General features: G+C 73.1%; 14 protein-coding genes. 7 read left to right on the top strand and 7 right to left on the bottom strand.

Annotation, left to right across the window (positions count from 1 at the left end):
* Nucleotides 1-963 (bottom strand): aldo/keto reductase (locus E1211_RS23175; protein ID WP_207915486.1); only part of this gene is annotated, 963 nt, incomplete at its 3' end.
* 232 nt (nucleotides 964-1,195) lie between these two features.
* Here E1211_RS23175 and E1211_RS23170 point away from each other — a divergent pair.
* Entirely contained in the window at nucleotides 1,196-1,678 is a 483-nt protein-coding gene (locus E1211_RS23170; protein WP_243709654.1) for a hypothetical protein, read from the top strand.
* A gap of 60 nt (nucleotides 1,679-1,738) precedes the next feature.
* Here the strand turns inward: E1211_RS23170 and E1211_RS23165 are convergent, their stop codons facing one another.
* Nucleotides 1,739-2,251 carry an HIT domain-containing protein gene (locus E1211_RS23165; RefSeq protein ID WP_207915485.1) on the bottom strand — a complete coding sequence of 171 codons (513 nt, stop codon included), beginning with the start codon at nucleotides 2,249-2,251 and terminating at the stop codon, nucleotides 1,739-1,741.
* Between the two features lie 211 nt (nucleotides 2,252-2,462).
* On the opposite strand from E1211_RS23165, the gene E1211_RS23160 reads away from it, so the two are divergent.
* Entirely contained in the window at nucleotides 2,463-3,200 is a 738-nt protein-coding gene (locus E1211_RS23160) for a D-Ala-D-Ala carboxypeptidase family metallohydrolase (protein ID WP_243709653.1), read from the top strand.
* A gap of 90 nt (nucleotides 3,201-3,290) precedes the next feature.
* Here E1211_RS23160 and thrS read toward each other — a convergent pair whose 3' ends face one another.
* On the bottom strand, nucleotides 3,291-5,297 hold the full coding sequence (gene thrS, locus E1211_RS23155; RefSeq protein ID WP_132351115.1) for a threonine--tRNA ligase: 2,007 nt from the start codon (nucleotides 5,295-5,297) through the stop codon (nucleotides 3,291-3,293).
* 214 nt (nucleotides 5,298-5,511) lie between these two features.
* On the opposite strand from thrS, the gene E1211_RS23150 reads away from it, so the two are divergent.
* A complete protein-coding gene (locus E1211_RS23150) occupies nucleotides 5,512-6,369 on the top strand; it encodes a YcnI family protein (protein WP_165947318.1) in 858 nt (285 codons plus the stop codon).
* Nucleotides 6,370-6,395: 26 nt separating this feature from the next.
* Here E1211_RS23150 and E1211_RS23145 read toward each other — a convergent pair whose 3' ends face one another.
* Nucleotides 6,396-7,316, bottom strand: coding sequence for an ADP-ribosylglycohydrolase family protein (locus E1211_RS23145; RefSeq protein WP_132351113.1), 921 nt, complete (start codon nucleotides 7,314-7,316; stop codon nucleotides 6,396-6,398).
* Nucleotides 7,317-7,389: 73 nt separating this feature from the next.
* On the opposite strand from E1211_RS23145, the gene E1211_RS23140 reads away from it, so the two are divergent.
* On the top strand, nucleotides 7,390-8,079 hold the full coding sequence (locus tag E1211_RS23140; protein ID WP_120681377.1) for a response regulator transcription factor: 690 nt from the start codon (nucleotides 7,390-7,392) through the stop codon (nucleotides 8,077-8,079).
* A 17-nt stretch (nucleotides 8,080-8,096) separates the two neighbouring features.
* Nucleotides 8,097-9,515 carry a HAMP domain-containing sensor histidine kinase gene (locus tag E1211_RS23135; RefSeq protein WP_132351120.1) on the top strand — a complete coding sequence of 473 codons (1,419 nt, stop codon included), beginning with the start codon at nucleotides 8,097-8,099 and terminating at the stop codon, nucleotides 9,513-9,515.
* 935 nt (nucleotides 9,516-10,450) lie between these two features.
* On the opposite strand, the gene E1211_RS23130 is transcribed toward E1211_RS23135, so the two are convergent.
* Together E1211_RS23130 and E1211_RS23125 are read right to left on the bottom strand one after the other, a co-directional pair.
* Nucleotides 10,451-11,476, bottom strand: a complete 1,026-nt coding sequence (locus E1211_RS23130) for an adenosine deaminase (RefSeq protein WP_132351112.1) — start codon at nucleotides 11,474-11,476, stop codon at nucleotides 10,451-10,453.
* Nucleotides 11,473-12,267 carry a trans-aconitate 2-methyltransferase gene (locus E1211_RS23125; protein WP_132351111.1) on the bottom strand — a complete coding sequence of 265 codons (795 nt, stop codon included), beginning with the start codon at nucleotides 12,265-12,267 and terminating at the stop codon, nucleotides 11,473-11,475. Before E1211_RS23125 ends, E1211_RS23130 begins: the two co-directional genes overlap by 4 nt.
* An 83-nt stretch (nucleotides 12,268-12,350) precedes the next feature.
* On the opposite strand from E1211_RS23125, the gene E1211_RS23120 reads away from it, so the two are divergent.
* A complete protein-coding gene (locus tag E1211_RS23120; RefSeq protein ID WP_132351110.1) occupies nucleotides 12,351-13,334 on the top strand; it encodes an aldo/keto reductase in 984 nt (327 codons plus the stop codon).
* Between the two features lie 124 nt (nucleotides 13,335-13,458).
* Nucleotides 13,459-13,656 carry a hypothetical protein gene (locus E1211_RS23115; RefSeq protein WP_132351109.1) on the top strand — a complete coding sequence of 66 codons (198 nt, stop codon included), beginning with the start codon at nucleotides 13,459-13,461 and terminating at the stop codon, nucleotides 13,654-13,656.
* Nucleotides 13,657-13,803: 147 nt separating this feature from the next.
* Here E1211_RS23115 and E1211_RS23110 read toward each other — a convergent pair whose 3' ends face one another.
* Entirely contained in the window at nucleotides 13,804-14,007 is a 204-nt protein-coding gene (locus E1211_RS23110) for a cold-shock protein (protein ID WP_011905669.1), read from the bottom strand.
* Nucleotides 14,008-14,351 lie beyond the last annotated feature (344 nt).

Here is a 14,351-nt window from a genome sequence, read left to right as displayed (position 1 = left end):
GGGGTGGTCGGCGTGCCGGAGGGCCGCGCTGCGCAGGGCGGCGAGCTGGCGCTCCACCTCGGCGAACTGGTCCGGCGCGAGCGGCCCGTGGCGCAGCGCGGCAGCGTTCTCCTCCACCTGGGCGACGGTGCGGCAGCCGGGGATCGGGATGGTCCGGCCGCTGCGGGCCCAGATCCAGCCGAGCGCGCCCTGCGCCAGGGTGCGCCCGTCGGCGGTCAGCGCGTCCCGTACCGCCGCCACCCGGCGCAGCCACTCCGGCGCCGGCCGCCCGCCACGGAACCACTCCAGCCAGCCCGGGGCGAGTCCGCGTACGTCGTCGCGGGGCAGCGTGGAGGTGGCCGTGTACTTGCCGGTCAGCAGCCCCATCCCCAGCGGCCCGCGGTTGATGCTGGCCAGGTCGTACTTGTCGCAGACGGTCAGCAGCTCGGGCGCGTCCCGCAGCACCGACAGGGAGTGCTGCACGGCCGTCGCGCCGGCAGCGGAGTGGCCGAACGACTGGGCCCGGTCGGGCCGGTCGGTGCTCCAGCCGTACGCCCGGATCAGCCCCTCGGCGACCAACTCCTCCAGCGTGCCGATCAGCGCCTCGGCGCGCGGCACCGAGAGGTCGGCGAGGTGCAGCTGGTACAGGTCGATCCGGTCGGTGCCCAGCCGGCGCAGCGAGTCGGTGACCGCCCGGCGCAGGTAGCCCGGCGAGGCGTCCTCCCCCGTGGCCTGCCGGGTCGCCTCGTCGAAGGTGTAGCCCCACTTGGTGGCGATCACCGCCTCGTCGCGGCGACCGGCCAGCGCGCGGCCGAGGACCCGCTCGCCGTGCCCCGCGCCGTACGTGTCGGCGGTGTCGAAGAGCGTGACGCCCAGGTCGAGGGCGCGACGGACCGCCCGGACCGACTCGTCGTCGTCGACGGCGCCCCAGCCGAGCGGCTGGGCGCCCTCCGCCCACGGGCCGCTGATCGCCCAGCAACCCATCCCCAGCGCGCTGACCGCGATGCCGCTGCGCCCCAAGGTTCGCGTCGTGACTGCCACCGGCAGATCGTGTCACCTCCAGCGCCCTCGAACACAAGAAGGGGCGATACGGCGGCGGTCGTGGTTGCCGCCGAAGGATTCACCGGGGTCCGGCAGAGGCTGCGGAGGCGACGACGCGGGCGGCCCCGAGAAACGGGCTGTCTTACCCGGCCGCCCGTGCGGCATGATCGCGCACATGCGACGGCTCGGCGTGGACATCGGCGGTGTGATCATCCAACCGGCCGACGAGGACGCGGACACCTCGTTCTTCGGTGAGCACTATCTGCGTACCCCGCAGGTCGTGGGGGCGATCGACGGCCTGGCGGCGCTCGCCGACGGCTTCGACGAGGTGCACCTGGTGAGCAAGTGCGGCGAGCAGACCGAGCGGCGGACCCTGGAGTGGCTGGCGCACCACGACTTCCACGCGCGCACCGGGATCCCCGTGCCGCGGGTGCACTTCTGCCGTACCCGACCGGCGAAGGCCCCCATCGCCCGGCGGCTCGGGCTGACCCACTTCGTCGACGACAAGCTGGAGGTGCTGAGTTACCTCGACTCGGTGCCGCACCGCTTCCTGTTCCGCCCCCGCCCCGCCGAGGTGGCCGCGCACGCCGCCCACCTGCCCGCCGTGCGGCGGGTGGAGGGCTGGCCCGAGCTCGTCACGGCGCTGCGGGGCAGCTGACCCACGCTGCCGGCCGGCCCGGCGTCCGCGCCCGCCGGGGCACGGAACGCGGGGGCGCGGTCAGGACGGCCAGGCGCGGGCGAGCAGCTCCCGGGTGTCGCCGAGCAGCTGCGGGAGGACCTTGGTCCGCCCGATCACCGGCATGAAGTTCGCGTCGCCGCCCCAGCGCGGCACCACGTGCTGGTGCAGGTGGGCGGCGATGCCGGCGCCGGCCACCCCGCCCTGGTTCATGCCCAGGTTGAACCCGTGCGCGTTGCTGACCTTGCGGATCACCCGCATCGCGGTCTGGGTGAACGCGGCCAGCTCGACGGTCTCCGTGTCGTCCAGCTCGGTGTAGTCGGCCACGTGCCGGTACGGGCAGACCAGCAGGTGGCCCGGGTTGTACGGGTAGAGGTTGAGCACCGCGTACACGCGCTCGCCCCGTGCCACGACGAGGCTCTCCTCCGGCGGTGCCTGGGGGGCCCGGCAGAACGGGCAGCCGCTGGGCTTCTCGTAGCCCTCGGCGGGGCGGTCGTCGCCCGAGATGTAGGTCATCCGGTGCGGCGTCCAGAGCCGCTCCAGCCCGTCGGCCATTCCGTCGCTGTCCGTGTGCCGTTCCGCCCCAGTCACAGAGGCGATCCTACGGACTCTGCAGGCTCCGTCGGTGGCTGCACCCCACGCGCGGGCCGTGTGCGGAATGTCCGCTGTTCAGGAAGGCGTCAAATGGAAGTTGTTGACGAGACGAAGCCTAGATCTGAAACTTCCATTCATTCATGTTCTTACATGTAGCGATGGAGGACCCCCTGTGATCCGACGAATCGGCACACTTCTCGCGGCCATCACGTTGACAGTCGTCAGCACGGTCGCCGGCATCACGCTCACCGCGGGCGCCGCGCACGCCGACGGCTGCTACACCTGGGGACGCACCCTCTCCGAGGGGATGTCCGGCGAAGACGTCCGGCAGTTGCAGATCCGCGTCGCCGGCTACCCGGGCTACGGCGCCGTGCTCAGCATCGACGGGGCGTACGGGCCGGCCACCCGCGCCGCGGTGAGCCGCTTCCAGCAGGCGTACGGGCTCTCCGCCGACGGGATCGCCGGACCGCAGACGTTCAACCGGATCTACGCGCTGCAGGACGACGACTGCACCCCGGTCAACTTCAGCTACGCCGAGTTCAACGACTGCAACAGCGACTGGTCCGGCGGGGCCGTCTCGGCCAGCACCGCCCGGTTCAACGCACGGGTCTCCATGTGGAAGCTCCAGGCCATGCGGCACGCCCTCGGCGACCAGCAGATCATCGTGACCAGCGCGTTCCGCAGCCACGCCTGCAACAACGCCGTCGGCGGATCGGCGACCAGCCGGCACCTCTACGGCGACGCCGTGGACCTGGGGGCCGGGCCGCACTCGCTCTGCCGACTCGCCCAGCAGGCCCGCAACCACGGCTTCAACGAGATCCTCGGCCCCGGCTACCCCGACCACAACGACCACACCCACGTCGCGCACAAGGCCAGCCGCACCTGGTCCGCACCGAACTGCGGCATCTGAGCACCGCCGCCGGCCCCCGGCGCACGTGACCGGGTAGGCGCACGAAGGGGTCCCCGCCACGCAGGCGGGGACCCCTTCGACGGCTCGGCGCTACATCTCGGCGGAGGGCCCGATGTTGGTACGGGAGCCGACCACGTCCAGCACGTGCGCCACCGCCTCCGAGATCGGCACGCCGTTGCGCTGCGACCCGTCCCGGTAACGGAACGACACGGTACCGGCGGCCACGTCGTCGTCACCGGCGATCACCATGAACGGGATCTTCTGCTGCTGCGCGGTACGGATCTTCTTCTGCATCCGGTCGTCACCCGCGTCGACCTGGGCGCGGATCCCCTCGGCACGCAGCGCGGCCACGAAGCCGTGCAGGTAGTCGGTGTGGTCCTCGCGGATCGGGATGCCGACCACCTGCACCGGCGCCAGCCAGGCCGGGAACGCGCCCGCGTAGTGCTCGGTGAGCACCCCGAAGAACCGCTCGATCGAGCCGAAGAGCGCTCGGTGGATCATCACCGGACGCTGCCGGGTGCCGTCGGCGGCCTGGAACTCCAGACCGAACCGCTCCGGCTGGTTGAAGTCGACCTGGATGGTCGACATCTGCCAGGTCCGGCCGATGGCGTCCTTCGCCTGCACGGAGATCTTCGGACCGTAGAAGGCCGCGCCGCCCGGGTCAGGCACCAGATCGAGACCGGACTGCTCGGCGGCGGTACGCAGCGCCTCGGTGGCCTCGGCCCAGTCCTCGTCGCTGCCGATGAACTTCGGCGAGTCGTCGCGGGTGGAGAGCTCCAGGTAGAAGTCGTCGAGGCCGTAGTCACGCAGCAGGTCGAGCACGAAGGTGAGCAGCGTGCTCAACTCCCCGGGCATCTGCTCCCGGGTGCAGTAGATGTGCGAGTCGTCCTGGGTGAGCCCGCGTACCCGGGTCAGGCCGTGCACCACGCCCGACTTCTCGTACCGGTAGACCGTGCCGAACTCGAAGAGCCGCAGCGGCAGTTCCCGGTAGGACCGCCCGCGCGCCCTGAAGATCAGGTTGTGCATCGGGCAGTTCATCGCCTTGAGGTAGTAGTCCGCGCCCTCCAACTGCATGGGCGGGAACATCGTGTCCGCGTAGTACGGCAGGTGACCGGAGGTCTCGAAGAGGTGGGCCTTGGTGATGTGCGGGGTGTTCACGAACTCGTACCCCGCGGCCTCGTGCCGCCGGCGTGAGTAGTTCTCCATCTCCCGGCGGATGATGCCGCCCTTGGGGTGGAAGACGGCCAGACCCGAGCCGATCTCGTCCGGGAAGCTGAACAGGTCGAGGTCCGCGCCGAGCTTGCGGTGGTCGCGCCGGGCCGCCTCCTCCAGCAGCTTCAGGTACGCCTTCAGCTCGTCCCGGGTCGGCCACGCGGTGCCGTAGACCCGCTGCAACTGCGGGTTCTTCTCGGATCCCCGCCAGTAGGCCGCCGCCGACCGCATCAGCTTGAACGCCCCGATGAGCCGGGTGTTCGGCAGGTGGGGACCACGGCACAGGTCCGACCAGCAGACCTTCTCCTCGTTCGCGGCGAGGTTGTCGTAGATCGTCAGCTCACCCCCGCCGACCTCCATCACCTCGGAGGAGTCCAGCCCCTCCCCCTTGACGTCGATCAGCTCGAGCTTGAACGGCTCGGACGCCAGCTCCGCCCGCGCCTCGTCCAGGCTGGCGAACCGGCGCCGCCGGAACCGCTGCCCGGACTTGATGATCTCCTGCATCCGCTTCTCGAGCTTCGACAGGTCGTCCGGCTGGAACGGCTTGTCGACGGCGAAGTCGTAGTAGAAGCCGTTCTCGATCGGCGGGCCGATGCCGAGCTTCGCCTCCGGGAAGACGTCCTGTACGGCCTGCGCGAGCACGTGCGCGGTCGAGTGGCGCAGCACGTTCAGCCCGTCCGGCGAGTCGAGGCTGACCGGCTCGACCTCGACGTCGGTCGCCGGTCGCCAGTCCAGATCGTGCAGCAGACCCTCCGGATCGCGGACCACCACGATCGCCTTCGGGCCGCTCATGGGCAACTCGGCCGCGGCCACCGCGTCGGCCGCCGTCGTCCCGGCGGCGACGACGACGGGGTCGGCCACGGCGGGGGTACGGGGTGCGGACACGGTGACTCCTCGCAGCAGACGGCATGGAAAGGGCCGGTACGGCCCCCGCCGATGCTATCGGTCCCCCCTCGCGCCCCGACCGCCGACGCCTCGGCCGGAGGGTTGGTCCCCGTCGACACCCCGCGCCGCGTTGAACCTTTCGGGGGCGGGAGCCGAACTACCGGATGCGGCCGGAATCCGCTGCCGGCCGAGTCGACAGGGATGGGGACCCGAGATGGCGATGACCCGAGCTGACCGGCGTCGCGCGGCAACGACGGCCGCGCTGGTCACGGGCGCGGTGCTGAGCTGGCCCACCGCCGCGTACGCGGCGGACGTGACGACCACGCCGACCCAGGCCCGGCAGGGTGACGCCGTACGGCTGGAGTTCGTGGTGCCCGAGGAGCGCCCCGGCAGCCACACCGAGAAGATCGAGATCCAACTGCCGGCGGAGACGCCGATCGCCGAGGTGTACCCGATGTCGGTGACCGGTTGGGCGCCCCGGCTGGCGTCCCGCACGCTCGACGAACCGGTGTCCGGCATGCACTCGACCGGGGTGAGCACTGTCACCACCTCGGTGACCTGGATCCGGGTCGAGGGCGCCACACCCGGTCCGGCCCGGCTGTCGCTCTCCATGGGCCCGCTGCCCCGCACCGACCGGCTCACCTTCCCGGTCGTCCAGACGTACGCCGACGGCACCGTGGTGCGCTGGACCGGCCCGTCCGGCGCGCACCCGGCTCCCCGACTCACCCTGCTCCCGGCCGCGCCGGGGGTCGCGGGCGGGGCGGCCGGGCACGCGGCGCACGGCGGCGCCTCGGCGGACACCGGCGCGGCACGGGGAGGCACCGGCGCGAACGGGTCCAGCGGCGCGGGCGGGGCCGGGTTCGGCGGAGTCGAAGGCGCTGCCGGGGCGGCGGGCGGCGGCACCGGCGGGAACGCCGACGCGCTGCTGGCCGCGGGCCTGCTCGCGGGGCTCGGCGGCGGTGCGGCGATCGGCTGGCTCGCGAGCCGCTGGCGCCGCCGTTCCTCCGACGGCGGCCGGGCCGCCGGGCCCGCGCTCACGTTGGCCCAGTCGGGTCCGGTGACGTCGGACTGACGCACGACAGGACCGGCGACCCCGGGTCAGGGGAGCCAGTCGGGGAGAGGTTCGCGGGCGGCCAGCCACTCGGCCGGCACGCCACCCGGCGTGCCCACCCCGGCGTACGCGGCCACGATCCCGCCCACGATCGCGGCCGTGGTGTCCACGTCCCCGCCCGCCCGCACGCACGCCCGGATCGCGGCCGGGTAGTCGGCCAGGTGCGTGGCGGCCACCCAGAGGGTGAACGCCACGGTGTCCTGGGCGGTGACCTGAGCGCCGTTGCCGAGCACTCCGACGACCTGCGGCAGCGGATGGCCGAGCAGGTCGGCGGCGCGGCGTACCCGGCGGTGCACCTCGGTCGCCGGGTCCAGTGCGCTCGCCACCCCGGCGAGGAGCCGGTGGGGATCGGGCGGGTCCCCGTCCAGCCGGCCGCGCGCGGCGAGCGCGGCGGCGACGGCCACCGCGACCGCCCCGGCGAGCCCCTCGGGGTGCGCGTGGGTCACCTCGGCCGAGGCGCGGGCCTGGGCCGCCGCGCGGGCCGTCGAGTCCGCGAAGTACGCCCCCACCGGCGCCACCCGCATCGCCGCCCCGTTGCCGCAGGAGCCCTGCCCGCCGAACGCCGACGCGGCGGCGACCGGCCACGGCGTGCCGGTGCGAATCAACCGCAGGATGGTCACCGCCCCGGGCCCGTACCCCCGGTACGGCTCGGCACGCTCGGCGAAGGCGAGTGCCAGCCGGTCCCGGTCGATCCGGCCCGACTCGACCAGCTCCGCCAGCACCGAGCAGGCCATCTCGGTGTCGTCGGTCCACTCCCAGGGCGCGGGCGGGAGATGCCCGGCGATCAGGTCTTCCGGCCGCCGGCCGGGCACGAAGAACTGCGAGCCGAGCGCGTCGCCGACCGAGAGGCCGGCGAGGCTGTCCCGGGCGAGCGCCACGCGGGCGTCGGCGAAGAGCGTGAAGGACATCGTTGTGCCAGCTTGCCCGGTTCCCAGGTGCGGCGCAACGCGATCAACTTGCCACGTCAAGTACCGTCTGTGCGTGGCCACCGTCCTCCTGGTCGAAGACGATCACGTCGTACGCGGTGCGATGCTCCGCTCCCTCGCCGATCGGGGGCACGCGGTGCACGCCGTCGGCACGGCGCTGGACGCGCTGCGCCGGGTCGCCGCGGAGACTCCCGACCTGGTGGTCCTCGACCTCGGCCTGCCCGACCTGGACGGCTCGGACGCGCTGCGCATGCTGCGCGGCATCACCGACGTGCCGATCATCATCGCCACCGCCCGCGACGACGAGCAGTCCGTGGTGCGGCTGCTGCGCGCCGGCGCCGACGACTACATGGTCAAACCGTTCACCGGGGCGCACCTCGACGCCCGGATCACCACGGTGCTGCGCCGGGTCGGCCGGGCCAGCCGCACCGTCCAGCCGGCCGTGCACGTGGTGGGCGGGCTGCGGATGGACGTCGGCGAGCGCAGCGCCCATCTCGACGGGGAAGCGCTGGCGCTGACCCGCAAGGAATTCGACCTGCTGGCGTATCTCGCCGCACGTCCTGGCCGGGTAGTGTCCCGGCGGGAGCTCTTGGAGGAGGTATGGCGGCAGCCGTCGGTCGGCGAGGATCAGACCATCGACGTTCACCTGTACTGGCTGCGCCGCAAAATGGGCGAGTCCGCGGCGAAGCCGCGCTACCTGCGCACCGTGCGGGGGGTCGGCTTCCGGTTGGTGGCGCCGGACTGAGGGCCTCGCTGACGCTGCTGACGGGTGGCGTCTGCGCTCTGGTGGCGCTCGCGTTCCTGCTGCCCCTCGCGGTGAGCCTCGGCGACCGGGTCCGGGCGGAGGCGATCGCCGACGCGGCGCGACGCAGCGCCCTGGTCACGGGGGCGTTGGCGGTCAGCACGGAACCCGCGGCGGTCGAGCGGGCGGTGACGGCCAGCGGGGGCGACGCCACCACCCGTCCCGTGGTGCACGGCCTCGACGGGGACACCGGCCAGGGCCGGGCCGACGCCACCGACCTCGATCGGGCCCGCGCGGAGCGTCGCTCGATGGTGGTGGACGTGGCAGGCGGCGCCGCCCGGCTCGACCCGGTGGTGCTGGGCGACCGGGTCGCGGTGGTCGAGGTCTTCGTGCCCGACTCGGCCCTGGATCGGGGTGCCGGCCTGCGGTGGCTGCTGCTCGGCGCGGTCGCCGCGGCCCTGGTCGGTTCGGCGGTCGTGGTGGTCGACCGGGTCGCCACGCGCACCGTGTTCGCCACCCGGGGTCTCATCGACGGTGCGCTCGCGATCGGCGACGGCGACCTGGCGGCCCGGGTGGAGCCGACCGGACCGCGCGAGCTGGCCGAGGCCGGGCACGCGTTCAACCAGATGGCCGAACGGCTCGACGCGGCCCGCACCGACGAGCGGGAACTCGTCGCCGACCTGTCGCATCGGCTGCGTACGCCGCTGACCGTGCTCCGGCTCGACGCGGAGGCGCTGGAGTCGGACGACACCAGCGTCGGCACGTTCAGCCAGGCCGAGCTGGACCACCGGCGCGGGATCCGGCGGATCCGTCAGGCGATCGTCACGCTCGAGGGCGAGATCGACGTACTGATCAAGACCACGCGCAAGGCGGTCACCCACGACAGCGGGCCGGCGATGTGCGACGTCAGCGAGGTGGTTCGGGACCGGATGGTGTTCTGGTCGGCGCTCGCCGGCGACCAGAACCGGCCGCACCGGGTGAGCGGGGCGCAGTTGCGCATACCGGCGCCGGTGCCACGGGCGGAGCTGGCCGCCGCGCTCGACGCGGTGGTCGGGAACGTGTTCCGCTACACCCCGCAGGGGACCGCGTTCGAGGTGGCCGTCTCCCGCCGGGACGGGTACGTCGCGATCCGCATCGACGACGCCGGCCCGGGCATCGCCGACCCGGACCGGGCGTTGCGCCGGGGCGCGAGCGACCGGGGCTCCACCGGGCTCGGGCTGGACATCGCCAAGCGGGTGGCGATGCAGGCGAACGGCTCGGTGAGCATCGACCGGGCGCAGCTGGGCGGAGCGAGCGTGGTGATGCTGCTCGCCGACCCGGAGGCGACGCCTCGGCAGGTCAACCGGTTCGGGCTCGTCGGGCGGATGGCGCGCGATTCCCGCGATCAGAAGAGCTCGGCACGCCGCCGCTGGCCCCGCCGACGCCCGACGGACCGCTGAGTCGACCGCACCCCGGCCCGGCCCCGGCCTGGCTCGACTCGGCCCGGACTGGCCCGGCTTCGTGAAGGACAATCCGACGGGCAGCGAGCGCATTAGTCGCTGACAGTGACCAGCGCGTATGAGGGTGCAGAGCAAAGGGAGGTGCCGGGCATGGTCCACGGCGACGCTTCGGAGCTGATGACGTAGACGATTCAGTACGAGCCGGAGCGCCGCTCACCGCCGGACCTGTCATCCCCTCCTACCCCACCCACCACACCGGCGGCTCGCCGTGCTGGTCGAGGCCGCACGCGCGGCGCGCCATCGGCAGAGCGGCCGAGCGACCGACCGACCGAGCGAGCGACCGACAGACTGGCCGGGCGACCGAGCGGCAGAGCGACGGACTGACAGACCGCCGGGCCGGCACACTGACCGGGCGGCAGAGCGGCGCGATGGCGTCAACGACTCAGCTCCAAAGCAGCCGCACAAGAACATCCGTGCCCGAGCCCGCTTCCCTGCCCGGTGTCATCTCCGCCCGCCCGGCGTCACGCGGTGGGCGTCGCCTCGTACTCGGCCGCCACCACTCGGGTCCGCGGCAGTGCACGGCCGCGCGCAGCAACACGGGACGGGCCGGCTGTGGGGCGGCGCAAGTCTTCCTTAGATCCGACTTAACGACACCCCCGACCCGGCCGGCGCCTGACAGGATCTTCTTACGAACCCATCAGTTCCACCGGGGGGCGCAGCCGCGCACCCACTCCTCCGGTGGAGCCGTGCGCGCGGCGGGAGAAATGGTCCCCCCACACCTGCTCCCGCCGCGCGCCCTTCGTCCCGCCGCCCGAAGGCCGCCGCGCGAAGGCCGTTGCCCGAGTGCCACCGCCCGAGAGCCGCCACCGGCAAGCCGCCGCCCAGAGGGCGCCCGCCCGCAAGCCGCCGCCCGAGGGAACGCCCTCGAGACCGGGTCAGCGTCCGGCGGTCGCCAGGTACGCGTCGATCTCGTCGGTGATGCGTCGCTTGTCGGCCGGCTCCAGGAACGAGGCGGTCACCGCGTCCCGGGCCAGCGCGGCGACCCCCTCCGCCCCGACGCCCAGCAGCCGGGCCGCCACGGCGTACTCGTCGTCGAGGGTGGTGCCGAACATCGGCGGGTCGTCGGAGTTGATCGTGACCAGCAGCCCCGCCTCGACGAGCCGAGGCAGCGGGTGCTCGTCGAGACCGGCCACCGCCCGGGTACGCACGTTGGAGGTCGGGCAGACCTCCAGGGCGATGCGGTGCTCGGCCAGGTAGGCCATGAGCTCCGGGTCCTGGGCGGCGGCGATGCCGTGCCCGATCCGCTCCGCGCCGAGGTCGCGCAGCGCGTCCCAGATCGTCTGCGGGCCGGTGGTCTCCCCGGCGTGCGGCACCGAGCGCAGCCCGGCCGCGCGGGCCTGGTCGAAGTAGGGCTTGAACTGCGGCCGGGGGACGCCGATCTCCGGCCCGCCCAACCCGAAGCTGATCAGCCCGTCCGGGCGCTCCTCCAGCGCGATGCGCAGCGTCTCCTCGGCCGACTCCAGGCCGGCCTCGCCCGGGATGTCGAAGCACCAGCGCAGCTCGATGCCGAAGTCGGCCGCGGCGCGCTTGCGGGCGTCCTCGATCGCCTCGCAGAACGCCGGGGCGGGGATGCCCCGCCGCACGTGCGAATACGGCGTGATGGTCAGCTCGGCGTACCGGACCTGCTGGCGGGCCAGTTCGCGGGCCACCTCGTGGGTGAGGATCCAGACGTCCTCCGGGTCACGGACCAGGTCCACGACGCTGAGGTAGACCTCGATGAAGTGGGCGAAGTCGCGGAACGCGAAGTAGTCGACCAGCTTCGCCGGGTCGGCCGGCACCGGGCTGCGTCCCTCGTGCCGGGCGGCGAGCTCGGCGACGATCCGGGGCGAGGCGGAGCCCACGTGGTGCACGTGCAGCTCCACCTTGGGCATTCCGGCGATGAAGGTGGACAGGTCGGTCACAGGTTCTCCTCGGCACGGGCGCCGGTGCGGGCGACGACGAAGACGCGGCGGAACGGGAAGTACACCTGACCGTCACGGACCGGGTACGCCTCCGCGAGGCGTACCTGCAGCTCGGCGCGGAAGTCGGCCCACCGGCCCGCGGCGAGGGCGGCGCGGACGGGCCGCAACGCCGTGCCCTCCATCCAGGAGAGCACCGGATGCGCGGCGTCGGCGGGGGCCGGGAGCAGGTGCACGTAGGTAGTTTCCCAGGCGTCCACCGCGCAGCCCGCACCGGTCAGCAGCGCCGCGTAGTCGGCGGGGTCGTCGACCGGGGCCTCCCGCAGCAGGGGCAGCAGCTCGTCCCGCCAGGCCCGACCGGCGGCCACCGCGCGGAGCGCCCGGTGCGACGGAGCGTCGAAGTTGCCGGGCACCTGCGCCGCCAGCCAGGCGCCGGTCGGCAGCTGCCGCGCCCAGCGCCGGAGCAGCTCCTGGTGCCCGGGCACCCACTGGAGCACCGCGTTGGTCACCACCACGTCGGCCTCGGGCCCGGGTCGCCAGTCGCGTACGTCACCGACGCCGAACTCGACGGGCGCGCCCAGCTCGACTGCCCGCCCGATCATCTCCGGCGACGAGTCGAGGCCGACCACCCGGCTTCCGGGCCAACGCTCGGCCAGGGTGGCGGTGAGCCGGCCGGGGCCGCAACCGAGGTCGACCACCGTACGAGGCTGCCGCGCCGGGATCCGGGCGACCAGGTCGTGGAACGGGCGGGACCGCTCGTCGCCGTAGCGCAGATACGTCGTCGGATCCCACATGACGCCTCCCAAACCGTACGTCCGTCTTGTTTACCGTACGGGCCGGTGCTCGCCCCGGCAAGCCGCTCACTAGGCTCGACGGCATGGAGCAGCGCACCTTCCCCCGACTCGGACGGACCGTCGGCGTCGTCGGCCTCGGCGCCTGGCAGCTCGGCGCCGACTGGGGCACGGTCACCGAGGACGACGCGACGGCGATCCTGGCCGCCGCGGTCGACACCGGTGTCACCTTCCTGGACACCGCGGACGTCTACGGCGACGGCCGCAGCGAGCAGCTCATCGGCCGCTTCCTGCGGTCCCGCCCCGACGCGGGGCTGACCGTGGCCACCAAGATGGGGCGCCGGGTCGAACAGCGGGCCGAGGCGTACACCCTGGCGCACTTCCGCGAGTGGACCGACCGCTCCCGCGCCAACCTCGGGATGGACACTCTGGACCTCGTCCAGCTCCACTGCCCACCCACCGCCGTCTTCGCCGACGACGCGGTCTTCGACGCCCTGGACACGCTGGTCGACGAGGGCGCCATCGCCGCGTACGGGGTCAGCGTGGAGACCTGCGACCAGGCGCTCACCGCGATCGCCCGGCCCGGCGTGGCCAGCGTCCAGATCATCCTCAACGCGCTGCGGCACAAGCCCCTGGAACGGGTACTGCCCGCCGCGGCCGCCGCCGGGGTCGGCATCATCGCCCGCGTTCCGCTGGCCAGCGGCCTGCTCTCCGGCCGCTATGACGAGCACACCACCTTCGGCGCGGACGACCACCGCAGCTACAACCGGCACGGCGAGGCGTTCGACGTCGGCGAGACGTTCTCCGGTGTCGACTACGAGCTGGGGCTGTCGGCCGTGCGCCGGCTCGCCCCGCTGGTCGGGCCGGAGAGCAGCATGGCCCAGTTCGCGCTCCGGTGGGTGATCGACCAGCCCGGGGTCACCGTGGTCATCCCCGGTGCCCGCACCACCGAGCAGGCCCGGCGCAACGTCGAGGCGGCCGCGCTGCCGCCGCTCTCGGCAGAGCAGCTGGGCGGTGTCCGGGACGTCTACGACGAGCTGATCCGCCCGCAGGTCCACGACAGGTGGTGACCCGCCGCCGCCGGGTCCTCGCCGCGGCCGTCCCGGCCGGGGATGCTGGACCCGGCGGTCGGCGGATCGCCGGCGAGCCCCAGCGGCGGCCGGCGGGGCCGCGACACCGGGAAGGGGGTGTCCGATGAGGGGCTGGTTCCTGCTCACCCTCGGCCTGCTGGCCGTGGTGATCGGTGCTGTCTGGACGGTCCAGGGACTGGGCTACGTGGAGGGCAGCGTGATGACGGGCGAACGGATCTGGGTGGTCGTCGGCCCGGTGGTGGCGCTGGCCGGCGTCGCCGGGATCTGGGTCGGCCTCCGCACCCGCCGCCGACGCTCCTGACCCCGGCGCCCTTCACCCATCCGGCCGGGCCCGCCCGTTGCGCGGTGGGAAAACGGAAGACCCCACGTCCCGGGCGGGACGCGGGGTCTCACTGTTGATCCGCGAGCGGATCGGACCGGTGACCGGTCAGTCGCCGGTCAACGCTGCTCAGAGGGGGCGGACCTGCTCAGCCTGCGGGCCCTTCTGACCCTGAGCGATCTCGAACTCCACCCGCTGGTTCTCCTCCAGAGTGCGGTAGCCGCTGGTCTGGATGGCCGAGAAGTGGACGAACACGTCAGCACCCCCGCCGTCGACGGTGATGAAGCCGAAGCCCTTGTCAGCGTTGAACCACTTCACGGTTCCCTGCGCCATGTGTATCTCCTTCTAAAACCGGTGGCCGAGCACGCCGTGCGGCCGATTGGCCGTTTTCGAGCAGCGGCGCCTGAGGCGGCCCCCGGTGAAGGAGACTTCTCTCAACCCACGCCATCTCTCAACAGCGGGGACAGCAAACCACGTACGCAAAAACTCTGCACAGTCTACCCGACGAAATTCTCCGACATGTGACCTGACGGCCGTCGAAGATCCGCTGGGTGGGCCCTTACCGCCGTGCGAAAGGCCCCCTTCCCGTCGATGTGGAAGGGGGCCGAAGACGAAGATGTGGATCATTCGGGCCAACGCCCGGTGAGGCGTCGTACGCCCACCGCGCCACCCCGGTC

Origin of the sequence: Micromonospora sp. 15K316, from assembly GCF_004348525.1 — a bacterium.
In the GTDB taxonomy this organism is placed as follows: domain Bacteria; phylum Actinomycetota; class Actinomycetes; order Mycobacteriales; family Micromonosporaceae; genus Micromonospora.
Note: the sequence above shows the minus strand (reverse complement) of the source record. Positions and strands in the feature narration are given on the sequence as shown.